25 protein-coding genes, 1 tRNA gene and 1 pseudogene are annotated in these 20,113 nt (G+C 70.6%); 9 read left to right on the top strand and 18 right to left on the bottom strand.

The genetic code is table 11. From position 1 onward, the window contains the following. Positions 1 to 89 precede the first annotated feature (89 nt). Entirely contained in the window at positions 90 to 2,798 is a 2,709-nt protein-coding gene (locus EJK15_RS43285) for a LuxR C-terminal-related transcriptional regulator (RefSeq protein ID WP_138716284.1), read from the top strand. 7 nt (positions 2,799 to 2,805) lie between these two features. On the opposite strand, the gene EJK15_RS43280 is transcribed toward EJK15_RS43285, so the two are convergent. Beyond that, a complete protein-coding gene (locus EJK15_RS43280) occupies positions 2,806 to 3,375 on the bottom strand; it encodes a hypothetical protein (protein ID WP_206061456.1) in 570 nt (189 codons plus the stop codon). Positions 3,376 to 4,045: 670 nt separating this feature from the next. On the opposite strand from EJK15_RS43280, the gene EJK15_RS43275 reads away from it, so the two are divergent. Then, entirely contained in the window at positions 4,046 to 4,642 is a 597-nt protein-coding gene (locus tag EJK15_RS43275) for an HXXEE domain-containing protein (protein WP_171074867.1), read from the top strand. Here EJK15_RS43275 and EJK15_RS43270 read toward each other — a convergent pair. Then, positions 4,624 to 5,166 (bottom strand): TetR/AcrR family transcriptional regulator, encoded by a 543-nt coding sequence (locus EJK15_RS43270; protein ID WP_138716282.1) that lies wholly within the window; start codon positions 5,164 to 5,166, stop codon positions 4,624 to 4,626. The two genes, EJK15_RS43275 and EJK15_RS43270, sit on opposite strands and share 19 nt — an antisense overlap. 83 nt (positions 5,167 to 5,249) lie before the next feature. On the opposite strand from EJK15_RS43270, the gene EJK15_RS43265 reads away from it, so the two are divergent. Continuing rightward, positions 5,250 to 6,068, top strand: a complete 819-nt coding sequence (locus tag EJK15_RS43265) for an SDR family oxidoreductase (RefSeq protein ID WP_138716281.1) — start codon at positions 5,250 to 5,252, stop codon at positions 6,066 to 6,068. 13 nt (positions 6,069 to 6,081) lie between these two features. After that, positions 6,082 to 6,759, top strand: a complete 678-nt coding sequence (locus tag EJK15_RS43260) for a carboxymuconolactone decarboxylase family protein (protein ID WP_138716280.1) — start codon at positions 6,082 to 6,084, stop codon at positions 6,757 to 6,759. Between the two features lie 312 nt (positions 6,760 to 7,071). Here EJK15_RS43260 and EJK15_RS43255 read toward each other — a convergent pair whose 3' ends face one another. The 4 genes from EJK15_RS43255 to EJK15_RS43240 form a co-directional block, all read right to left on the bottom strand. Next, positions 7,072 to 7,623 carry a GNAT family N-acetyltransferase gene (locus EJK15_RS43255; protein WP_138716279.1) on the bottom strand — a complete coding sequence of 184 codons (552 nt, stop codon included), beginning with the start codon at positions 7,621 to 7,623 and terminating at the stop codon, positions 7,072 to 7,074. Positions 7,624 to 7,700: 77 nt separating this feature from the next. After that, complete coding sequence (locus EJK15_RS43250) at positions 7,701 to 7,946, bottom strand: hypothetical protein (RefSeq protein WP_138716278.1); 246 nt, start codon at positions 7,944 to 7,946, stop codon at positions 7,701 to 7,703. 306 nt (positions 7,947 to 8,252) lie between these two features. Then, positions 8,253 to 8,660: a carboxymuconolactone decarboxylase family protein gene (locus EJK15_RS43245; protein ID WP_138716277.1), complete on the bottom strand. Its 408-nt coding sequence runs from the start codon at positions 8,658 to 8,660 to the stop codon at positions 8,253 to 8,255. Next, on the bottom strand, positions 8,657 to 9,406 hold the full coding sequence (locus tag EJK15_RS43240; protein WP_206061455.1) for a dienelactone hydrolase family protein: 750 nt from the start codon (positions 9,404 to 9,406) through the stop codon (positions 8,657 to 8,659). The genes EJK15_RS43245 and EJK15_RS43240 overlap by 4 nt, the downstream gene beginning before the upstream one ends. 138 nt (positions 9,407 to 9,544) lie before the next feature. Here EJK15_RS43240 and EJK15_RS43235 point away from each other — a divergent pair, with 138 nt between their 5' ends. After that, positions 9,545 to 10,459, top strand: coding sequence for a helix-turn-helix domain-containing protein (locus EJK15_RS43235; RefSeq protein ID WP_138716276.1), 915 nt, complete (start codon positions 9,545 to 9,547; stop codon positions 10,457 to 10,459). Here the strand turns inward: EJK15_RS43235 and EJK15_RS43230 are convergent. The 5 genes and pseudogenes from EJK15_RS43230 to EJK15_RS43215 form a co-directional block, all read right to left on the bottom strand. Continuing rightward, complete coding sequence (locus EJK15_RS43230; RefSeq protein ID WP_276615488.1) at positions 10,430 to 11,080, bottom strand: phosphotransferase; 651 nt, start codon at positions 11,078 to 11,080, stop codon at positions 10,430 to 10,432. The two genes, EJK15_RS43235 and EJK15_RS43230, sit on opposite strands and share 30 nt — an antisense overlap. A 27-nt stretch (positions 11,081 to 11,107) precedes the next feature. Further along, positions 11,108 to 11,272: a hypothetical protein gene (locus tag EJK15_RS75200; RefSeq protein ID WP_240777580.1), complete on the bottom strand. Its 165-nt coding sequence runs from the start codon at positions 11,270 to 11,272 to the stop codon at positions 11,108 to 11,110. 139 nt (positions 11,273 to 11,411) lie between these two features. After that, a pseudogene (locus EJK15_RS77890) lies at positions 11,412 to 11,621 on the bottom strand (class I SAM-dependent methyltransferase); the annotation flags it as partial. 190 nt (positions 11,622 to 11,811) lie between these two features. Further along, entirely contained in the window at positions 11,812 to 11,991 is a 180-nt protein-coding gene (locus EJK15_RS43220) for a P-loop NTPase family protein (RefSeq protein ID WP_206061453.1), read from the bottom strand. A gap of 79 nt (positions 11,992 to 12,070) precedes the next feature. After that, the gene (locus tag EJK15_RS43215; RefSeq protein WP_138716274.1) at positions 12,071 to 12,379 is read right to left on the bottom strand and encodes a hypothetical protein; all 309 of its coding nucleotides are present in this window, start codon (positions 12,377 to 12,379) and stop codon (positions 12,071 to 12,073) included. A gap of 125 nt (positions 12,380 to 12,504) precedes the next feature. Here EJK15_RS43215 and EJK15_RS43210 point away from each other — a divergent pair, with 125 nt between their 5' ends. Both EJK15_RS43210 and EJK15_RS43205 read left to right on the top strand, forming a co-directional pair. Next, on the top strand, positions 12,505 to 12,747 hold the full coding sequence (locus EJK15_RS43210) for a hypothetical protein (protein WP_138716273.1): 243 nt from the start codon (positions 12,505 to 12,507) through the stop codon (positions 12,745 to 12,747). Between the two features lie 7 nt (positions 12,748 to 12,754). Then, positions 12,755 to 14,365, top strand: coding sequence for a site-specific integrase (locus EJK15_RS43205; RefSeq protein ID WP_138716272.1), 1,611 nt, complete (start codon positions 12,755 to 12,757; stop codon positions 14,363 to 14,365). 36 nt (positions 14,366 to 14,401) lie between these two features. Here EJK15_RS43205 and EJK15_RS43200 read toward each other — a convergent pair. From EJK15_RS43200 to EJK15_RS43190, 3 genes are all read right to left on the bottom strand, one after another. Next, positions 14,402 to 14,475: transfer RNA gene (locus EJK15_RS43200), tRNA-Ile, on the bottom strand. Between the two features lie 446 nt (positions 14,476 to 14,921). After that, a complete protein-coding gene (locus EJK15_RS43195; RefSeq protein WP_138716271.1) occupies positions 14,922 to 16,376 on the bottom strand; it encodes a S1 family peptidase in 1,455 nt (484 codons plus the stop codon). Positions 16,377 to 16,459: 83 nt separating this feature from the next. Beyond that, positions 16,460 to 17,392 carry a LysR family transcriptional regulator gene (locus EJK15_RS43190; RefSeq protein ID WP_138716270.1) on the bottom strand — a complete coding sequence of 311 codons (933 nt, stop codon included), beginning with the start codon at positions 17,390 to 17,392 and terminating at the stop codon, positions 16,460 to 16,462. A 103-nt stretch (positions 17,393 to 17,495) separates the two neighbouring features. On the opposite strand from EJK15_RS43190, the gene EJK15_RS43185 reads away from it, so the two are divergent. Together EJK15_RS43185 and EJK15_RS43180 are read left to right on the top strand one after the other, a co-directional pair. After that, entirely contained in the window at positions 17,496 to 17,711 is a 216-nt protein-coding gene (locus EJK15_RS43185; protein ID WP_240777579.1) for a DUF6158 family protein, read from the top strand. Next, positions 17,711 to 17,947 (top strand): helix-turn-helix domain-containing protein, encoded by a 237-nt coding sequence (locus tag EJK15_RS43180; protein WP_138716268.1) that lies wholly within the window; start codon positions 17,711 to 17,713, stop codon positions 17,945 to 17,947. The genes EJK15_RS43185 and EJK15_RS43180 overlap by 1 nt, the downstream gene beginning before the upstream one ends. A 6-nt stretch (positions 17,948 to 17,953) precedes the next feature. Here EJK15_RS43180 and EJK15_RS43175 read toward each other — a convergent pair whose 3' ends face one another. From EJK15_RS43175 to EJK15_RS71370, 4 genes are all read right to left on the bottom strand, one after another. Beyond that, the gene (locus tag EJK15_RS43175) at positions 17,954 to 18,631 is read right to left on the bottom strand and encodes a hypothetical protein (protein WP_138716267.1); all 678 of its coding nucleotides are present in this window, start codon (positions 18,629 to 18,631) and stop codon (positions 17,954 to 17,956) included. Continuing rightward, a complete protein-coding gene (locus EJK15_RS43170) occupies positions 18,631 to 19,791 on the bottom strand; it encodes a vWA domain-containing protein (protein WP_138716266.1) in 1,161 nt (386 codons plus the stop codon). The genes EJK15_RS43175 and EJK15_RS43170 overlap by 1 nt, the downstream gene beginning before the upstream one ends. Beyond that, complete coding sequence (locus EJK15_RS43165) at positions 19,788 to 19,979, bottom strand: hypothetical protein (RefSeq protein ID WP_206061452.1); 192 nt, start codon at positions 19,977 to 19,979, stop codon at positions 19,788 to 19,790. The genes EJK15_RS43170 and EJK15_RS43165 overlap by 4 nt, the downstream gene beginning before the upstream one ends. Further along, positions 19,931 to 20,113: hypothetical protein (locus tag EJK15_RS71370; protein ID WP_420847134.1), on the bottom strand; the 183-nt coding region annotated here is incomplete at its 5' end. The genes EJK15_RS43165 and EJK15_RS71370, both read right to left, overlap by 49 nt.

The raw sequence follows: 20,113 nt of genomic DNA, 5'->3' as shown, positions 1-20,113 counted from the left end.
CTCGCGCAGGGCCGGATCGCTGACCGCGTCACTGAACACACCCGTTCCTCTCGCGTCACATTGCGGACAAACCGCTTTCTTGGAGTGCCATGTTGTATGGGCGTCAGGCGGAGCAGGCCGTCATCGGCGAGCTACTGAAGGGCCGGTCCGGCGCTTTGGTCGTGCGTGGCGAGGCGGGCATCGGCAAGTCGGCTCTCCTGGAGTCCTCCGTGGCGAGTGCGCGGGTGCGGGTGCTGCGGGTGACCGGTGTGGAGTCCGAGGCGGATCTGCCGTTCGCGGCCTTGCATCTGCTGCTGCGCCCGGTCGTCGATCACATCGAGGCGTTGCCGCCGCAGCAGGCGGAGGCGCTGCGTGGTGCGCTCGGCCTCGGCGGCGCCACCCGGGGAGACCGGTTCCTTGTCGGGCTGGCGACGCTCAGCCTGCTGGTGGAGCTGTCGGCGGCGGGCCCGGTGGTGTGCCTGGTCGACGACGCGCAGTGGCTGGACGGCGAGTCGGCCGACGCGCTGCTGTTCGCCGCACGCCGCCTGCATGCCGAGCCTGTCGCCGTCCTGTTCGCCGCGCAGGAGGGCGGCTTCCCCGCGCGGGGTCTGCCCGAGCTGCGGCTGGGCAAGCTGGACACCGAGGCCGCCCAGAAGCTTCTCGCCGAACAGGCGGCAGACCTGCCGCCGGTCGTACGCGACCGGCTGGTGGCCGAGGCTGAGGGTAACCCGCTTGCGCTGGTCGAGCTGCCCCACCTGCTCACCGCCGAGCAGCGTAAGGGCGCACTCGTCCCCCTGTCCTTCTCCTTCGATACGGCACAGCCGGTGACGGACAGGGTGCTGACCGGTTTCCGCGACCGGATCGCGGCGCTGCCCGACACCACCCGCTCCTGCCTGCTGGTGGCGGCCCTCGATCACCACGACGAGTTGGACGTGATAGCCCGCGCGGTCGGCCTGTTAGGCGCCGACCTGGCCGACTTCGCCGAAGCCGAGCGCGCGGGCCTGGTCAGGGTGGGGCCGGGGGGCATCGCCTTCCACCACCCGCTGGTGCGCACCGCGGTACTGCTGGCCTGTGACATCGCCGCCCGGATGGCGGCGCACCGGGCGCTGGCCGAGACGGTCGATGACGACCGGCGGGCCTGGCACCTGGCTGCGGTCACCCGGCAGCCCGACGAGGACGTTGCCGGGAAGCTGGAGGGCCTGGCGCTGCGCGCGCGGCAGCGAGGCGGGCAGGCGGCGGTGTCGGCGGCTTACGCGCGGGCGGCCGAACTGTCCGCCGACCCCGGCCAGGGCGTACGACGGCGGGCCGCCGCGGCCGAAGCCGCGACCGAGGCGGGCCTGTGGCAGCGCGCGGGTGAGCTGGTGGACAGGGCCCGGCACCAGGCCGAGGCGACGACGCTGAAGGGCTCCGTCCTGGCGGAGCTCGCCTACGTGCGCGCGAGGCTGGAAATCGAGGCCGGTCGGCCGTTGGAGGGCGTGCGCCTGCTGCACGAGGGGGCCGAGGCAGCCGACGACCTGCTCGTCAGACTGTCGCTGCTCAGCATGGCGGGCTACTACACCTGGGCCAGCGCCGCCCACCCGGACCAGCTCCCGCTGGCCCGCCGGAGCGAGGAACTGTGCCCGGACGGCGACGGGCTGCCCGCCGTGGTGCGCACGATCAACCACGCCTTCCGCCTGGTCCTCGAGGGGGACGCCGTGACCACGCTCACCTACCCCGTGCCGGACCAGGCCGATCGCATACCGTCCGAGCTGCGTTTCGTCATCACTTTCCAGGCCATCGTCCGTGCCGACCACGACGGCATGCTCGCCGGCGCGACCGGGCTGGTCGAGGAATGCCGGGTGCAGGGGCGCCTAGGACGCCTGCCTCAAGCCATGACGCTCCTCGCCATCGCCCAGCTCCTCAACGGCCGCCACCCGTCCGCGCGGGCCACGGTGACCGCGGGCCTGGCCCTGGCCTCCGACGTCGGCCAGCCGATGTGGCACGGCTACCTCGCGGCCCTGCACGCCTGGCTGTCGGCGGTCGCAGGCGAGGAGGAACAATGCGAGGCGATGGCCGGGCAGGCGATCCGCGAAGCCGACCACCGCAGGTGGATGCCGGCAGCCTGCTGGGCCGAGTACGCCCTCGGGGCTCTGGACTTCGGGCTGGGCCGCTACGAAGCGATGCTCGACCGGGTGGACCGAGCGATGGCCGGTCCCACGCGCCACGCCTTCCTGTGGCGATACTCCTGGCCGGACTACATCGAAGCCGCCGTGCGGGTGGGGGACCCGCAGCGGGCACGGGATCGGCTGAGGCGCTACACGGAGTGGGCCGAGGCCACCGGCCGGGCCGCGCCGCTGGCCGTACTGCATCGGGTCCGTGCGCTGCTGGCCCCGGACAGCGAGGCCGGGGCACTGCACGAGCGGGCGCTGGCCCTGCACGGCGAGGGCGAGCAGCCCTTTGACGAGGCACGCACCCGCCTGGTCTATGGAGAGTGGCTGCGCCGCACCAGGCGGCGCGCCGAGGCGCGCGGCCAGCTCCAGGCCGCCATGGAGGCCTTCGACCGGCTCGGCGCGGTTCCCTGGTCCGACCGCGCGGCCGCCGAGCTGCGCGCCACGGGGCACTCCCTGCCGGACCATGCCTGTGCCGGAGATCCGCTGGGCGTGCTGACACCGCAGGAGCTCCAGGTGGTACGGCTGGCCGTCACGGGCGCGTCCAACCGCGAGATCGGCGCGCAACTCTTCCTGAGCCCGCGCACGGTCGCCTCCCACCTGTACAAGGCCTTCCCGAAGCTGGGTGTCTCCTCGCGCGCCGAGCTGACCAGGCTCCCAGGACTGACCTGAGGGCAGGTCACACCCGGCGGTAGATGATCGGCTGCGCGGCGACGCCGTTGGCCTTGAAGTTGGCCAGCACGAAACTGCGGAAGGTGGGCCGGAAGATCAGGCTGGGCAGGAAGGCGCGCAGGGTCGGCCAGCTCGCGTGGTTGATGAGCCCGTAGTCGGCGCTCTCGCCCTCCAGCGGCTGCATCAGGGCGGAGTTGGGCAGCGCGGTCTTGGCCTGGAACCAGCCGGCGGTGTAGTCGAACACCTTCAGCAGGGTTTCGTGGTCGTCGGCGTAGAAGTAGTTGAACAGGAAGCAATGGTTCTGGCTGTGGTCCACGTCGCCGAGCCGGCCGGCGTTGCGCGCGACGATCTCGTGGGTTCGGCGAGCAGCCGCGCGCAGCGTCTGGGCCAGTTCCTTGTAGGCCGCGCTCTCGCGCACGGCGAGTGCCGCCTCCACGGACACGGTGCGGATCAGCACGACGACGTCGTAGCGTGCCGGTTGGATACCTCTGGCGGCCAGGAGCTTGTCGCCCTCTCCCGGGGTGTGGAACAGGGCGCGGAACACGTTGGCCTCACGAGCCTCGACGTCCGCGGCCAAGGACTTGAGGTGAGCGGCCAGCCGGGTGGGGGCGACGGGAAGTAGCCGCGCCAGGTGCCGACCTCGCCGGCCAGCACGACGAAACCGTCGTCGGTCGTGGGCAGCGCGCGCGCCTTGATGGCCAGGTGATCATTGATCAGCTTCATGCCGCCGACGCTAGACCGCGCCCCTCGCCGGCCGCCTCAGTCACCTGACTGAATCACCATGCTGATCACCTCTTTCCTCCGACTCCGTGAGGGTGGTCGACAGCTCCCATACACGGCCCAGCTGAACATGCTCTGCTCCGCAACGAAGCGGCCACGTCCAGCTTGCACAGGGCTGACCAGAGGCAGAGCGTGGCAAAGCCCGGCATGACCGCCGCCAGCGTGACCGGGTCACGAGCCGGCCACCGTGGGCGTACGCAAGGTGGAAGCCGTCCTGCCTCCTGCCGATCAGGTGGTCGGGCATGCCCAGCCATGGCTGGAGTGCTCCCTCCGTACTCGACCTCGATGGTCACCGGGCTTATGGCGACCGGCGAACCGGTCGGTGTCCGTTGAGCACTTTGATGTGGGGAAGACGTTGGACCGAGGCCGTTGTGCCTCACCTCCGTCGCTTGACTGGTGTCACCGCGAACGAACATCAGTCACGTGACGGAGGCGGCGATCACCTCGAGATTCGTAGGGTCCGCGCTATGACCAAGCGACCTGAGCCCTATTCGGCGACCGTGATGGCGATCCTGGCCGTCGCGTTCTGCGCCTGGGCGCTGCTCACCCTCCCCATCCAAGGCGCCATCGTCCTCGTGGTGGCCAGTGTGCTGGCCTGGAGCGGCTGGATGGCCTTCAGCTACGCCCGCCCGGTGAAGTCGAGGAAAGTGATCGCCGTCTACCTGTGCGCTGTGGGCTTCCAACTCATCCACATGGCCGAGGAGTACACCGGCGGCTTCCCCCACGAGATCGTCGAGCTGTTCGACTCGCCACGGGACTGGCCGGAGAAGGAGTTCCTGCTGGTCTTCGTCTTCGGTTTCGGCGCGCTCTACTTCTTCGCCGGTGCGGGGGCGCTCTACCGGATCCGGGTGTCCAACTTCTTCCTGTGGTGGTACGCCCTGGGCGCCGGCCTGCTCAACGGCATCGCCCACTTCGTCTTCCCGATCATCAAGGGCGGCTACTTCCCCGGCCTGTACACCGCCGGCGGCCACTTCATCATGAGCGGACTGCTGATCTACTTCCTCATCAAGGAGAACCGCCAGCTCAAGACCGAGGAGCAGCAGGTTCACTCGCTGGTCAGGTAGGGCTGGAGGGTCGGCGCGAGCCATTCGATCACCTCCTCATCCGACATGTCGACCGTGGGAGGGAGCTTCAGGATGTAGCGACACAGCGCCATCCCCAGTACTTGGGAGGCCACGAGCGCCGCTTTCGTCGCCGCCCGATCCCCGGCGGAGGCGACGATCATGGGTGCGAGCTGGGCGCGGAATATTTCGCGCATGCGCTGGGCCGCGGCCTCGTTTGTCACCCCCGTACGTAGCAGGACCTGGAGCCCGTCGTCGGCACGCCATCGCTCCAGGAAGTGCCGGATGATCGTCTCGCCCAGGCGTTCGCGCGACACCTGGCTCAGGTCGGGCAGGCGCAGGTCGAACTCGGCGGCGGTGGCGAACAGCTTCTCCTTGGAGCCGAAGTACCGCATCACCATGGCCGGGTCGACGCCGGCCTCGGCGGCGACCGCTCGGATCGTCGCCTTCTCGTAGCCGTCGGCGGCGAAGCGCTCGCGCGCCGCCGCCAGGATGACCGCCTTGGTCGCAGCTGCTGATCTCCTCATGCCAACAATTGTAGGCCAACGACTGTTGACTTTGCGAGCCGACGAGGTCAACAATTGTTGGCATAGCCGAAAGGAGCATGAAGATGTCGAATACCGTCCTGGTGACCGGCGCTTCCACCGGAATCGGGCGCGCCACTGCCCTGCTACTGGCCCGCGAGGGCTTCACCGTCTACGCCGGGGTGCGGAAGGAAGCCGACGGCCAGGCGCTCGGCCCCACCGTCACCCCGATCAAGCTGGATGTCACCGACGCCGGCCAGATCGCCGAGGCCGCCGAACGGATCGGCCACCTGGATGCCCTGGTCAACAACGCCGGCGTCGGCGTCACCGGCCCCCTGGAGTTCGTCTCCCTGGACGCGCTGCGCTGGCAGTACGAGGTCAATGTCTTCGGCCAGGTGGCAGTCACCCAGGCGATGCTGCCGATGTTGCGGGCCTCGCGCGGGCGCGTGGTCACGGTCGGCTCGGTGGGCAGTTGGATCACGCTGCCGTTCGGCGGCCCGCTGTGCTCGTCCAAGCACGCAATCCGCTCGCTGAACGACGCGCTGCGGATGGAGCTCAAGCCGTACGGTGTGGCCGCTGTGCTCGTCGAACCCGGCTCCATCCACACCGACGCCGTCGACAAGCTGCAGGACGAGGTCGAGCCCCGCCTGGCCTCCCTCGGCGAGGAAGGACGGCGGCTGTACGGCCGGGCCTACCGCACCATGACTACCGCCGGCCTCAAGGAAGAGCGCTCGGGCTCCAGCCCCGACGTCGTCGCCCGGGCTGTCCTGCACGCCCTCACCTCGAACAAGCCGCGCTCCCGGTATCCCGTTGGCAAGAAGTCGCGGCTGATGAGCACGCTCGGCCGCATCGTTCCCCAGTACAGCCTCGACCGCCTGCGCCTTCGCGCGCTCGGCCTGTCCTGAACAGGAGCCCACCATGACCCAACTCGCCGGAGCCGACGCCCTCGTAGCGCTCGACCCCGTCTTCGCCCGGCTCGCGGTCGGCGCGGGCCACAACCTGTGGGGCCTGACCCACCTGACCATGCGGGAGAAGGCCTTCGTCTGCCTGACCGCCGACCTGTGCCACCCCCACCTCGACCAGCCCCTGGCCATGCACCTGCAGATGGCACTGGCCCAGGGAGTCGACCCCGAGGCGATTCGCGAGCTCTACCGGCACCTGGCGCCCTATGTGGGCTATCCGATCGTGGTCACCGCCTTCCAGCGCCTGATCGAGCTCGGCCTGCCCCCGGCGCAGGACACCGACCCGGTCAAGCCGGTGCCGCTGACCGGAGCGCTGGCCCGCGCCGTACACGATCTCGAGGACTTGGACCCGGGACTGGCCGCCTTCACCGAAGACCAGCTCGCCCAGCGCTGGGCCCGCCCGCACCTCAGCATCCGCGAACGGGCGATCGCCTGCCTGACCGTGGACGTTTTCTACCAAACCCTGGGCCAGTCGATGCGCCTGCACGCCGCCTTGGCACAGGCGGACGGGGCCACCGAAGAGACCTTTCGTGACCTGATCCGCGGACTGGCGGAGTTCGGGCTCACCCGAGCTTGGGCGGCCGCGGAGGCCCTGCTTCCTCAGCGGGGCCCTGGCGCCGAGGACGCAACATGAGCGTCGTCATCACCGGCGGTGGCTGGCATCTCAACGGCTCGTCGCGGACCTCGACCCCCGTTCCGTGCGCGTACTACGTCGCCGCGCTCATCATGTGCCCGCGCGGTTGAAGTCCCTCACCCCGATGGCCGCCCCCCGCACACCACCTCGGCCGTCGCTGTGGTCAACAGTCGGGCTGCTGGGGTCGCCCTGGCCGTGACCACCCGCCCAGGCAGTTCGTGAGCCATGTCACTGGTCGCACTTGTCACGCCGGGCGATACCCATCCGTCCCGGTATGTGTGAAGACCTCGCAGACACTGAGGAAGATCATGGTCAGACTTGAAGAGACACCGCCGGCTTCGGCCGAGCGGCCCGCCCGACGGCGGCAGCGAGATCTACGCGCGGGCGCTCGCCGACCCGGCGTTCAGCAAGGCGACCGCCGCCGAGGTGGCGGCCATCCGCGCAGCCGAGGATGACAATGGCCGGGTGCCGACCAGAGGGGCGGCGCGATCCGCTGTCAGCGCCGAAAGCGCGCCAGTTGAGTCCCATATGCGGACACGAGGGCCCGTGTACGATGAAGGCCGCGCCGGTCTCGGCGGCCATGATGGGGAAGAACTTCTTCGCCTCGGGTGACTGGCCGGTGGTGGCCCAGGTGTAGTCCGGACCATCGCGGAGCGCCCTATGAATCAGGCGGCGGCCGAGGCCCTGGCGCTGCCATTCCTCGTCGATGGAGATCTTGTTGACGCAGCCGTGCCGGCATTGATCGCAGACCTGCCAGACCAGGCGGGCGATGTCGTAGTCGAGGGAGTCGTAGACGTAGATCTCACGCAGGTCTGCCGGGTCGGCCGGCGGGTGGTAGACGAAGCGCAATGGCGCTCGGGGCATGGTGATGCGTGTCCACCACCAGCGGATCCTTGAGACCCGCGGAATGCGTAAGGGACTTCTGCTCTCGCGCATGTTGATCACCCTGTCGGAGTGGGCGTCACCCAGTCGATCACGATGGTGCGGCGCACTCCGGCATCCAGCAAGGCCTGGCTCTTGTGCTGGCCGTTGATGTAGGACGTGCGCCGATGCCCGGCAGGAACGGTGAGCTGGATTCCGTCGGCTGGGCAGATGAGGGCGTCCAGCGCATCCAGTTCCCAACCGCCGAGTCCTTCAGCCTGAGCGGCGTCGCGCACGAAGTCGCGAATGTCGTACGCCGACACCACGCCTGCGCGCTGGGCCTGCCGTACCAGGTGGATCGCGGTGGCGCAGACGCGATGCCAGTCTCCGCCGTGATACCAGCAGCACCGGCGTGCCTGGCGGCGGGGAACGAGCTCGGTACGCCTGGGCGCCCTGTTCCATCTGGCCTTCGACGGTGGTCTGCTTCAGCTGCACCGAGGCGACGCTCCGCGATCGGCGAGGTGATGACCATGACCGTTCCCAGCCGCCGACCGACAGCAGCAGCCATGGCGTCGACGTCCCCGAGAGACTTCCGGGCTGAGCCACTTAGGTGGTCGGCAACATGAATCGGGTCAGTCCGCCGAGGGCGGTGTGACCGGGAGCAGGCCGCGGGAGTCCAGGACCCGCCGGGCCGCCAGCATGGCGACGAAGACCCGGGGGAAACCCGCGTACGGCAGGGCCTGCATGATCGCCTCCACCAGCTCACCCGAGCGGAGTCCCGCGTTGAGCGCCGCGCCGATGTGGGCTTCGAGCTGGGCTTCCTGCCCGCCGAGAGCGATCAGTACGCCGAGGACGACCAGTTCCCGCCGGGCGGCGTCGAGCCCGGGACGGGCATGGATGTCCCCGTAGGCGAACTCCACGGCCAGACGGGACAAGTCCGGCGCGATGTCCGCGAGCACGTCGTACACGCCGGTGCGGGTGGGGCCGGGGCCGCCGAGTTCCGCCTGCCGGGCGAGGCCGCGTTCGTACCGGTCGTTCATTCGGTCGCCTGGCCGCTGTGGCGGGCGGCGAAGGCGAGGAGGCGGTGCCAGGCGTCGGTGCACGCCTCCTGCCACTGGCCGTAGGAGTCGTCGAAGAAGGAGTGCGGGGCTCCCTCGTACGTGTGGGCCTCGTATTCCTTGCCCGCGTGGTCGAAGGCGGCCAACAGCTCGCCGTACTCCTGGGCCGTGGTCGCCACGTCGTCGCCCGCGAGCAGCATGAGCAGCGGCGCGGACGGCTGCGCCGTACGGTCGCCGACGAAGCGCGGCGGTCCGTAGAAGCCGGCGGCGCCGGACAGGCCGAGGCCGGCGGCGCCCACCCGCCAGGAGTAGCCGCCGCCCAGGCAGAAACCGACGCTGAAGAGCGGTCCCGGATGCCAGGCGCGGATCGCTTCGGCGGCAGCGGCGGCGTCAGTCTCGACGTGCTGCGCCTCCAGCAGAGCCAGGTGGGCGAGGCCGTCGAAGGAGTCGTCCCGGGGCGCGGTGCCGGCGCTGCGCCCGTAGTAGTCCATCACCAGGGTGTGGAAGCCCGCCTCGGCGAACCGCTGAGCCAGGGCAGCGTAGAACGGGTGGGCACCGCGCAGGTCGGGCAGCAGCAGCACGTTCCGGCCGTTCGGGACGGCCGGAGCCGCCCGGTAGGCTCGGAACCGGTTGCCGTCGGCGGCGCCGATCTCCAACGGCCCGTGCTCGGCCACCCCTCCGGTGACGACGGGCGCCGCGGGCGGCCGGCTGTCGACGTCGTGACACATACTGATCATCTCCTTGAAGTCCGGTGCGTCATCAGCCTGGCCCGAGCGGAACCGGCGCCCCAGGCCCGGGCTTTACCGGTACTGGCAGGGCCACCCTCAGCCGCCGCCCGCCCTGGATGAGGCCGACATAATGGGCTCATGGGAGATCGACACGAGCTCGCCGGCTTCCTTCGATCCCGCAGGGACCGGCTCACCCCGGAGAGCGTGGGGCTCGCCGGCGGGGAGCGGCGCCGGGTGGCGGGGCTTCGCCGGGAGGAGGTCGCCCTACTGGCCGGGATCAGCGTGGAGTACTACCAGCGGCTGGAGCAGGGGCGTGTCGGGCATCCCTCGCCCGAGGTGCTCGACGCCATCGCCACCGCGCTCCGCCTGGACGACGTGGAGCGCGATCACCTGCGCGCCCTGGCCCGCGCCGCACGGGAACGCCACCGCGCCCCGATCCCCCGCGCCGAGACCGTACGTCCGGAACTGGCGCGGATGCTGCACCTGGTCGCCACGCCGGCGATGGTGCTGAACGACCGGTTCGACGTCCTCGCGGCCAATGCCGTGGCCGTCCGCCTGTTCGCCCTCGACGTCGCGCCGGGCGTCGTCGCGCCCAACCTGGCCAGGCACCTGTTCCTGGCGCCCGCCGCCAGGGACTTCTACGTCGACTGGGACGCGGTCGCCGCCGTGACCGCCGGGCAGTTGCGGGTGACGCGGGGGCGCTACCCCGCCGACGGCGCTGTGACCGAACTGATCCGCGAGCTCGGCGACGGCAGCGGCACCTTCCGCGCGTTGTGGAGCGCCGGGGACGTCGACGTCCGCGCGCACGGGGCGAAAAGCTTGCGGCATCCCGCCCTTGGCACCGTGACGTTCGCGTTCGAGCACTTCGCACCGGTCGGCGAGGCGCGGCAGCGGTTGGTCGTGCTGGTGCCTGAGGCGGACAGTGCCACTGAGGCCGCCGTCCAACTGCTGGCGACCTGGGCACATGCCCAGCCGGCCGCCCTCTCCTTAGGGATGGCGTGGACGAGCGGATCGGCGTCCGTGTCAGAGGGGGTCAGACCTGCGGGTGGGTGACGCCCGCCGAGGGTGAGGGGGATGGTGATGCCGGGGAGGCGGGCTCCTTCCTCCGTGGCGCAGGAGGTGGTCGCTGATCCAGGCCGGACGGACGGTGTGCCAGCCGAACCTGTATCCGTGGGTGTCCATGTACGGCGTGGTCAGGATGTGGTGGAACTCTGTCCATGCCGCGAGCTGGTGGGCCGAGCACCGGCACAGGTCCCCGTCTTGCAGGTGGCTGTTGTAGGTAGCCAGGGCCTGCTGGACGATGTCCTCATCGAGCGGGCCTGTGGTCATGGCGGTGGTGACGATGAGCTTGGCGAGGTCGTATCCGAAGGGCGCCAGAGTGATGGAGTCGAAATCGACGACAGCGATGGCCGTGCCGGTGATGAGGAAGTTGCGCGGGTTGGCGTCCTTGTAGAAGGCGACCGGTAGGTCGGCTGCCTCCTCCATCCAGGCGTCGGCCGCCTCAAGCGTGAGGAGAGGGTGCGGTATCGCGCCGGAGGCGAGCAACTCGTGAAGGCGTTCGCGGCGGCCGTGATCAAAGGCGGCGATGGTGACACCGGCCGCGGTGTGGGGTTCGTTCATGCAGGCCGCGTGGAGAGCGCCTGCGTAGGCTGTCGCGTGCTGGCGGCCGAGCAGGTCAGCCAGGATTAGCAGGTCGTCGGGTCAGCCGTGTCGCCCCTGTAGGTACTCGAAGTCGATCTCTGTGGAGCGTACGTCGAGGATGGCCGGTATACGGATGCCGGGTGTGGCGTGCGCGATCCACTGGTGGTGTTCTTGTGACCTCTGGCGGACACCGGGGTTGGCGTAGATCTTGGTGAAGACCTTCATGGGCGGGTGGCCACGACGTAGGTGACGGTGGAGGTGGTCTCGAGCGGGCCGTTCCCGACCGTGACCGATATCCCTCCGGGGGCAAGGCAGCGGGCGATCTCAGCGACCGCGGTGGCGGGGCAGGGCGAGTGGTAAACGCGGCCACGATCGCCGTGGCGCTGGCGCTGGCGTCGGCCAGGGCGATGGCGTGGAAGTCGCCTTGCAGGAACTCCACATGTGCGTGTCCGGCGAGCCGGCGTGCGGCCACGGCGAGCAGGGCGGCGGACTGGTCGAAGCCGATCAGGCGGGGCGGGGCGAGCCGCTGGGCCAGGGTGAGGGTGGTGGTGCCTCTGCCACAGCCGATGTCCACGACGGTGCCCCGTCGTCCAGGGGAGGCGAGGCCGGCGATGACGTCGGCGGGATGGCGGCCGGCGGTTTTAGCGTGCCGCAGCGCGGTGGTGCGCTGGGTGATGCGGGCGGCGTCGCCGTACAGGCTGTCGCGGATGGAGTCGGGGTCGAGGAACGGGTTGGCGGTCTTGGGGCCTTCCCGGAGACGGGGGTCAGGTCATGTTGGGCCGGGGGAGCTCGGCCAGGAAGCGGCGGGCGGCTCCGCGGCTGGTCAAGGTGATGACGCGGGCGTGGGCGGCGTGCTCGGCGATGAGGGCGCGGACCTTGGGCCGCATCTGGCGCCGGTAGCTGAGGACGTAGCGGATGAAGCCCCAGTGGATGCGGTCGTACACGCCCTGTTCGGCGTGCTGGCCGCCGCGGTAGAGCAGGCGGCGCCGCGGCGCCCTCGCGCAGGGCCGGCGCGGCCTGTGCTCACCCGCCGGTACGCAGGCTGTCGAGGTAATGACGGAACTCCTCGGCCTCGGGTTCGCCGGCCGGGAGCTTTCCCGCGAACGCGCGTAGCTGGTCCACCACCCGGCTGGAGCCGATACGGCTCACGAGTTCGGCGGCGCGCCGGGCCGTGTCCAACGCGCCATCGAGGTCCCTGCGGCTCAGCTGCGCGTCGGCGATCGCGGCCATACCGAGCGCGGTGTCGCGGGCGTAGTCCTCGGTGCGCTCGGCCATGCCCTCCTCGAGCATCCGCACGGCGGTGCCGGGCTGGCCGATTTCGGCCAGGGCCATGCCTACCTCGATCGTCGTTGATGGCCGGCGCATCCAGTAGATCCAGGCGGGGTCTTCGTCGGGGTCGCGGTGTTCCCAGTGTTGGTCGGCGCGTGAGAGCAGGCGACTCCTACGAGCGAGGCGAGGTGCACCCCACCGACGACGTGATAGCCGAGATCGATGCGCGGCTCCAGCAGATCATCGACCGCGAGCCCCAGGACCGATTGGACTACCTCGAAAGCCTGGCAGCCCGGATCGGACTGCGCTGGAAAGGCAGCGAAACCAAGCAAGAGCAGGAAGATTTGGCCGCTCAACTGGGAGCGACACCCGAGGACTACGCAGACGCCAAGAAGATCGGCGGTATCTACCGCGAGATAGGACCGAGGTGAGCCGTAGATGACCGGCAACGGGTTCAAACGATGCAAGTGCCGTCAGGACGGCCGCGAGCTCGGCGCGAAGTGCCCCAGACTGCGCCGCAAGGACGGCTCGTGGAACCCCAACCACGGGAGCTGGTACGGCAAGGAGGAAGTACCGGCCGGGCCCGACGGGAAACGCATCTATCTCCGGTGTGGCGGGTTCGCCAGTGAAACGGATCTCATCACCTGGTATCAGGCGGCCGGACGCCTGCTCGACATCTCCGACGCAGGCCCGGAAGGTCACGAGGCGCGTATGGAGATTCTGGAGATGATCCGGGCGGCGCATCGCAAGAAGGCGCCGATGCCCGAGTATGAAGAGCTGCACCGCAAATACCGAGCCGGCCAGCCGCTCCAGTCGATCACGTTCGGGGAGTACTGGGCGACGTGGGTAGAGAGGCGGCGGCGACTCAAGGACATCCGCGAGAGCACGCTGCTCGGCTACATTTCGCACTGGGAGACGCACATCCGCGAGGTGTTGGAGAAGGCGCGGATGGATCGCCTCTTCGTGCCGACGGTCGAGGCTGTGTTCACGCGGATCGACGAGAAGAACGCGGCACTGCTGGCAGCCCGCGAGTCCGACGACCCTGTGGTGCGCGCTGGCGTGCGCGGGAAGCGGCCGACGGGCCCGGTGACGAAGCAGAGGGTGCGGGCGACCATTCGCACGGTGCTGGCCGACGCGGAGCGCGAGCACCTCATGTCGTTCAACGCCGCGGCGTTGGTGAAGCTCGACGCGGGTCAGAAGGCGCAGGGGCTGGTATGGACGAAGCCGCGGATAGAGGCGTTCCAGGCGGCATTCGAACGGCGGTTCGCGGCGGAGCGGTCGGCACCAGTACAGCCGAAGAAGCCGTTGGAGAGGTTCAAGGTGTGGCTGGCCACGCCGCGGCCGTCGCCGGTGATGGTGTGGACGCCGGCGCAGCTCGGCGAGTTCCTCGACTTCGCGGTGTCCGATCGGCTGTACGCGCTGTATCACCTGGTGGCGTTCCAGGGGCTGCGCCGCGGCGAGGCGTGCGGCGCCCGCTGGGTGGATGGTGAGCTGGAGGAGAGGCTGCTGGCGATCGCCAAGCAGCTGAACAATGTGGGGCGGACGGTTCAGGAGTCGGCGCCGAAGACGCGGTCGTCAGAGGGAACGGTGGCGCTCGATTCGGGGACGGCGGCCGTCTTGAGGGCGCATCGGGTGCGGCAGCTGGAGGAGAAACTAGCGTGGGGTTCGGCGTGGGTGGATTCGGGCCGAATCTTTACGCGAGAGAACGGGGCGGAGCTGACTCCGGACTGGGTGTCGGAGCGCTTCGAGCGACTGACATTCGCGGTCGGGTTGCCACCGATCAGGCTTCATGATCTCCGGCATGGTGCGGCGACGCTCAGTCTGGCGGCGGGCAACGACATGAAGATCGCGTCGGCGATGCTGCGGCATTCGAGTCAGTCGATCACAGCGGATCTGTACACGACGGTGTTGCCGGAAGTCGCGCTCGCGGCGGCGGAAGCGTCGGTCGCCCTGGTGCCTCGGAAGATCGCTGTGGGGGAGGCATCCCAGACTGCCGGTCTCCCTTCGGTCTCCCATCGGGACCATCGCCGACCCACGAATTCAGCGTGATCAAGGAAACCGCAGCTCAAGACACAAGGGAGAGAGTAGGGCGGGTGGGACTTGAACCCACGACCCACGGATTATGAGTCCGATGCTCTGACCGGCTGAGCTACCGCCCCTGGATTCAGTTGTGTGACGTGCGGCGCGGTGTTGAGTGGATCCTGCCGAGCCCCGTGCATGGCTAAGGCTAGAGCATCGAATCCGGTCGTGTTGCCCGGCCGAACGGGAGACAGGTCTCCGCGGGACATCATTCCATGCTCCGCGGCGTTGTTGGAGTCTAAGCCGATCATATTGGCGTCTCTGGTGCGTCTGGCGTCGGCGCGGGTTCAAGCGTGTCGGTTCGCCACTTGTCATGGGAATGTTGCGGATTCGAATCCCCGCCCGCACCCCCGGGTCGGCGGCGGGATGTGGACGTTGTCTACGCGTCCGATCTGCGGAGGACCGCGCGGACGGCGGAGATCACCTTCGGGGGCGGCAAGGAGTTCAGGCTCGGTCGTGGTACGCGGCCGAGGCGAGGCCGGGTCGCTGGCGTTCCGGCCTCGCCTCGGGGTACGCGGCTAGGTGGTTATGGGCGGTTGAGGCCCAAGGTGTACGAGCCCGAGCCGCTGTAAGCGTGCACCCGGTACCGGTAGTACCCGGCCGTACCGTTGTAGCTGATCGTCTCGTCGGGGTTCGGGCTGGTGCCGCTGGCCACCACCGCCCAGGACGAGCCGTTCCACTTCTGCAGGTAGACGTCGAAGTCCGTGCCCGCCGGCCCGTCCAGGCAGGCCGCGTGGGTGCCGGAAACCGTCGCCTGGTAGTAGGAGCCGTTCGGCTGGTACGCGTTCGCGTTAGAGCTCAGCGACCCGCTGTAGGTCTCCTCATAGCCCTGGCAGCCGGTGGGCGGCGGATCCGTGCCGCCCGCGGTGACCAGCGTCAGCCCGCCCACGGAGAGAATCTCTCCGACGGGCTGGAAGTACGTGGTGCCGCCCACGGTGCAGTTGCCCGAGCCGCCCGAGGTCATGCCCTGGGCCTGGTCGCCCGAGATGAACGAGCCGCCCGAGTCCCCGCCCTCCGCGCACACCGTGGTACGCGTCAGCCCTGTGACCGTGCCCTCCGGGTAGTTGACGGTGGCGTTGAGCGCGGTCACCGTGCCGCAGTGCCACTGCGTGGTCGAGCCCGAGCGGCAGACCGAGCCCTGCGGCTGGGTGACGGTCGCGCCGCGGACGGGCAGGATGCCCGCGCTGTAGCCGTTCACCACGCCGGGCGCGGTCCAGTCGGAGTTGGCGGCCACCCACGCGTAGTCGTTGCCCGGGAACGACGAGATCTGGAACGTGCCCTGCGCCACCCGGTTGTACCCGGTCGTGGTGATGCCCGTGGCGCCGCAGTGGCCGGCGGTGGTGAAGCCGAGCTGGGTGCCGCGCCTGGCCGCGAAGCCGATCGAGCAGCGGTAGCCCTGCGAGGTGTAGTACGCGTCCCCGCCCCGGATCTCGTAGAACAGGCGTGGCCGCTCGGCCGACTGCTCGACCCGCACGGCCGCGGCGTCCACGCCGCTGGAGGCGATCCAGGATCGAGCCGCCTCCGCGTCGCTCGCCAGGACGACGACCGCGTTGTCCTGGGGCGAGATGGCCCAGCTGTGTACGGAGGCGGGCGGCGCGGCCCGGTCCAGGCCGTCCTTGGCGGCGGAGAGCTGGGCGAACGTCCGCGGCACGATGCGGGCCACGGCGCCCGCGCGGGTGATCTCGCCCGCGTCGGCCGGGTCGGCGCTGGCCACGACGAAGGTGCCCTCGGCGCCCTCGTACCAGCTGCCGGCGTAGCGGTCGCCGAGCTTCTTGCGCAGGCCGGGCGCGGCGGCGTTGCCGCGGGCCTCGTTCGCCAGGCGCTTGATCGCCTGGTCTTCGGTGATGCCGAGGTCGCGTTCGAGCGCGTCCACCACGCCGGATGGCGGTTTGGCGGCTGTGGCTGAGGCTGAGACGGCGGGGGTCGCCGTCATGACTAACGCGCCGATCGCGATCGCGATCAGCGCCGGGGTGCGGAGCATGTCGTCTCCTCGTGGCTGGGGGTGCCGTCACGGTATAGGCGAGCCCAGTCGCGGAGGAGTACTACTTTGCCCCTATCACCGTGTTATGGAGCGGTGCCGTATCCCGGATTTCGTACCAGCCAGTCGTGGTAGACCGGGCTGCGGCGTACGGCGTCCATGTGGGCCTGCTTGGCCTGTGCCACCACCCACGCGGCGTCGGGCGCGGTGGGGTGGCGGCCGAGGAGCTGCCGCCAGCGCAGCGGCGCGCCGGCGAGCGGGACCATGGCCAGGCCCTGGGCCGCCTGATGGGTGGCCTGGCAGAGCACCACGGCGCGGCCGACCTGCGCGAGGTGCGTGCACGTCGGCACGTCCGTCTCGTAGATCGTGCCGGGCGTGAACCCGGCGCGGGCGCAGGCCATCGCGAAGCAGTCCGCGAAACAGCCGTCGCCCGGCGTCACCGCCCATTGCTCCGCGGCCAGATCGGCCAGCTCCACCTCCTTCTCCTTGGCGGTGGGATGGGCCTCCGCGACCAGGCAGAAGACGGGGTCGAGGCTGATCGTCTCCCACAGGAGCGAGCCGGTGGGGGTGCCGGAGTCGCCGCAGGCGCCGGTCAGCACGTAGTCGAGGCGGCCCAGCTCGACCATGCCGGTCAGCTCGTGGGCGGACCAGGAGGTGTACGTGCTGACCGCGCGCTCCGCGGCCAGCCGGTGGACCAGGCCGCCGAGTATGGGTCCGTTGGTGGCGCCGATGCGGAAGCCGGGGGAGGGGGTGTGGGCGAATCGTACGGCTTCGTCCTGCAGCTCCTTGGCTGCGGGCAGGAGCACCCGTGCCCTGGCGAGCACGAGTTCGCCGAGGCGGGTGGGCCTGGCGCCGTGGCGGTCGCGCTCGAACAGGGTGCCGCCGAGCACCCTCTCGATGCGCTTGAGCTGCGCGGTTAGGGCCGGTTGTGCCAGCCCGAGCAGGGACGCGGCCTTGCTCACACTTCCCGCGTCCGCGACCGCGCGGACGATCCTGAGGTGCCTGAGCTCGAGGTCCATAACGGGAAGGTAAAGCTCGGACATCTTACAGACAATCCCTATATGTCAGGAATTGTGACAGATATTGTCGGGGGCCTTCGGGTAGAGGGGTCCCATGACGACGATGGGAATTGATCCGGCCCAGCTCAGCGACGAGGACGTGATACGCGAGCTGCGGCAGCTGCACGCCACCAGGAGCGACACCTTCTTCCACGGCTCCGACGACGCGCTGGCACGGCACACGTCACGTACCAATCAGCTCGAGTCCGAATACCTCCGCCGTAATCCGGATCGCGAGATAGATCCCTTCAGGTTGAGGGAGGGAGCGAGGCAGCGCTGATGTCCGAAGCCCACGATGTGCAGGCGTTGTCGGACGTCGACATCCACGTGTACGAGGCCGTCGCGTCCCAGACGGTCGAGTCGGGCGGTGCCGGGCTCGAAGGGCTGGTCCGGGCCACGGGACTGACCGAGGACGAGGTGCGCGAGAGTCTCGCGAAGCTGATCGAGCATGGGTACGTCGTGCCCAAGGGCGACGGGTACGGCCTGGGCGCGCATACGTTCGAGGTCGAATACTGACCCCCTTCAGGCCGACAGCGCGCGGAGCACGCTCGCCTGCGCCGCCGTGACGCCCGCCGCCCGTTGCCCGGCCGCCTCCCCAGGCGTGAGCCCCGCCGCGCACCAGGCCGCCACCTCCTCCAGCGGGACGGCGCCCCACCAGGCGGCCATGACCTCGACGGCGCTCAGCCCGGTGCGCGCCGCCTCCGCCGCTGTGAACCCCAGCGCCCGGAACACCCGCGCGTCCCCCTGATCCACCCGCCGCCGCGCCCACTCCTCGGCCTCGCCGCCGTCCCACCCGGCGTAGGCGTAGGCGCGCGCCACGTCGGCGGGCACGTCCGCCCGTAGCAGGCGCCGCAACGCGTCCGCGCAGGCGGGGGCCGGCGGCTCCGAGGGCTCGGTGCCGGCCCATCGGGCCAGCCGGGCCGGCCACGGCACCCGGCGCGGGCGCTCGCCGGCCAGGTGCCTGCGGGCCGCGTCGTGCGCGGCAACCCCGAACTCGTGCCAGCGCACCGCCTCCGCCGGAGTCATGCCCGCCCGCTGCCAGGCGATGACCGTCTCGGGGATGGCGGCGGCGGTGCGCCAGAGGCGGGCGTCGGCGGGCGACATCACCCCGGCCGCGCGCCAGGCGGCCGCCTTGCCGGGCTCGAACCCGGCCGCACGCCACCGCCGCATCTCACCCTGGGTGAAACCATCCCACTCCATCACGTCTCATTCCCTATACGCCCGGCCGAAGCCGCAGCGGCGTCCGCCGGCGGCCGTGGTACGCGGACCGTGCTCGCCCACGGCGGCGCTGAGCCGCGCTCGCCGAACAGGCAGACCACCACGTACGGCCGGGGCCGTCGCTCCGGCCACGGCGTGTCCCCATCGGTCAGCACGATCACCACGTCCGCCCCGGCCGCGGCCGCCAGCCCCGCCCGCAGATCCGTGCCGCCGCCCCCGGCCAGCTCGACCTGATCCGCCCGGCGTACCCGCTGCACCGGGTACGCCTCGGTGTCACAGCAGATCGCCTCGATCCACCGGTGCCCGGCCGCCCGCAGCACGCCGTCGAGCTCGCCGAGGGCCTGCGTGAGGCCGGTCCGCGTGACGCTGCCCGAGGTGTCGATCACGACCGCGATCCGCGGGACCGGCCGCACCAGGGCGGGCAGCACGATCGACGGTACGGCGCCCGCGCGCCTGGACGGACGGCGGTAGCTGTAGTCCACCCGGCCCGCCGCCTGTGCCAGGCCTCTCCTGACCAGGGCCGCCAGGCGGGCCCGCCAGTCCACCTCGGGGCGCAGCTCCGCCTCGGCCCAGCGCCGCCAGCCGCCCGTCGCGCCGCCCCTCGCCTCGATCTCGGCGGCGACGGCGCGGGCGAGCAGCTCGCGTTCGAGGGCCGTCATCGCGCTCGGCCCGGTGAACGGCGCCCTCCCGCACCCCACCAGGTGAGGCGGCACGTCGATGAGGTCGAGCAGCTCCGCGTACCGCTCGGCCAGCAGGCCGTCGGGCAGGCCCAGCGTCTCGGGGGAGATCGCGCCGGCGGGGCCGCCGTCGAGGTCGTCGTTGATCTCCGCGTCGGCGGCGCGGTCCCAGCGCAGCCGCGACTCCGGCTCCCGGTACGGCTCCGCGCGGGCATGGTGGCTTCTGAGCAGGTGCCCTACCTGGTGGATCAGCCACCAGCCGAGCTCGGGCACGGGCGTGTCACGCACCGCGTCCGGGTTCAGGTGCACGTTCCAGTGCTCGTCGGCCGGGAGGCGGGGCGGTGCCGTGTCGTGGACCAGCGGGGTGAGCGCGAAGAGCGCCGAGGCGAGGTACGGGGCCCGCCCCGCCGCCCACAGCCGGGCCGCCGCGAACCGTTCGACGGCGGTGTCCTGCCCGCCGGTCATGGCATGAGCCCGGCGGAGCGGAGGATCGGGGCCAGCTCCAGCACCGTGGCGGGCAGGACGGCGCCGTGCGGGCGGCGGGCGGCGAGCGCTCGGGCCGCGCCGGCCGCCACGTCCGGGGTGCGTCTCGCCACCCGGGCGATCAGCGTCCACGCCCGCTGCCACGACTCCGCGCCGCCGTCGGCCGCCACGTGCGCCAGATCGCGCCGGCGGGGCCGCCGTCGAGGTCGTCGTTGATCTCCGCGTCGGCGGCGCGGTCCCAGCGCAGCCGCGACTCCGGCTCCCGGTACGGCTCCGCGCGGGCATGGTGGCTTCTGAGCAGGTG

It is taken from the genome of Nonomuraea basaltis (assembly GCF_005893125.1).
Classification (GTDB): Bacteria; Actinomycetota; Actinomycetes; order Streptosporangiales; family Streptosporangiaceae; genus Nonomuraea; species Nonomuraea basaltis.
This window is presented reverse-complemented; position numbering and strand designations above follow the sequence as displayed.

Coding starts and splice junctions, on each gene's coding strand:
- EJK15_RS43285 (WP_138716284.1), top strand. CDS start 90: ATGTTGTATGGGCGTCAGGCGGAGCAGGCCGTCATCGGCGAGCTACTG.
- EJK15_RS43275 (WP_171074867.1), top strand. CDS start 4,046: ATGACCAAGCGACCTGAGCCCTATTCGGCGACCGTGATGGCGATCCTG.
- EJK15_RS43270 (WP_138716282.1), bottom strand. CDS start 5,166: ATGAGGAGATCAGCAGCTGCGACCAAGGCGGTCATCCTGGCGGCGGCG.
- EJK15_RS43265 (WP_138716281.1), top strand. CDS start 5,250: ATGTCGAATACCGTCCTGGTGACCGGCGCTTCCACCGGAATCGGGCGC.
- EJK15_RS43260 (WP_138716280.1), top strand. CDS start 6,082: ATGACCCAACTCGCCGGAGCCGACGCCCTCGTAGCGCTCGACCCCGTC.
- EJK15_RS43255 (WP_138716279.1), bottom strand. CDS start 7,623: ATGCCCCGAGCGCCATTGCGCTTCGTCTACCACCCGCCGGCCGACCCG.
- EJK15_RS43245 (WP_138716277.1), bottom strand. CDS start 8,660: ATGAACGACCGGTACGAACGCGGCCTCGCCCGGCAGGCGGAACTCGGC.
- EJK15_RS43240 (WP_206061455.1), bottom strand. CDS start 9,406: ATGTGTCACGACGTCGACAGCCGGCCGCCCGCGGCGCCCGTCGTCACC.
- EJK15_RS43235 (WP_138716276.1), top strand. CDS start 9,545: ATGGGAGATCGACACGAGCTCGCCGGCTTCCTTCGATCCCGCAGGGAC.
- EJK15_RS75200 (WP_240777580.1), bottom strand. CDS start 11,272: ATGAAGGTCTTCACCAAGATCTACGCCAACCCCGGTGTCCGCCAGAGG.
- EJK15_RS43215 (WP_138716274.1), bottom strand. CDS start 12,379: ATGGCCCTGGCCGAAATCGGCCAGCCCGGCACCGCCGTGCGGATGCTC.
- EJK15_RS43205 (WP_138716272.1), top strand. CDS start 12,755: ATGACCGGCAACGGGTTCAAACGATGCAAGTGCCGTCAGGACGGCCGC.
- EJK15_RS43195 (WP_138716271.1), bottom strand. CDS start 16,376: ATGCTCCGCACCCCGGCGCTGATCGCGATCGCGATCGGCGCGTTAGTC.
- EJK15_RS43190 (WP_138716270.1), bottom strand. CDS start 17,392: ATGGACCTCGAGCTCAGGCACCTCAGGATCGTCCGCGCGGTCGCGGAC.
- EJK15_RS43185 (WP_240777579.1), top strand. CDS start 17,496: ATGGGAATTGATCCGGCCCAGCTCAGCGACGAGGACGTGATACGCGAG.
- EJK15_RS43180 (WP_138716268.1), top strand. CDS start 17,711: ATGTCCGAAGCCCACGATGTGCAGGCGTTGTCGGACGTCGACATCCAC.
- EJK15_RS43175 (WP_138716267.1), bottom strand. CDS start 18,631: ATGGAGTGGGATGGTTTCACCCAGGGTGAGATGCGGCGGTGGCGTGCG.
- EJK15_RS43170 (WP_138716266.1), bottom strand. CDS start 19,791: ATGACCGGCGGGCAGGACACCGCCGTCGAACGGTTCGCGGCGGCCCGG.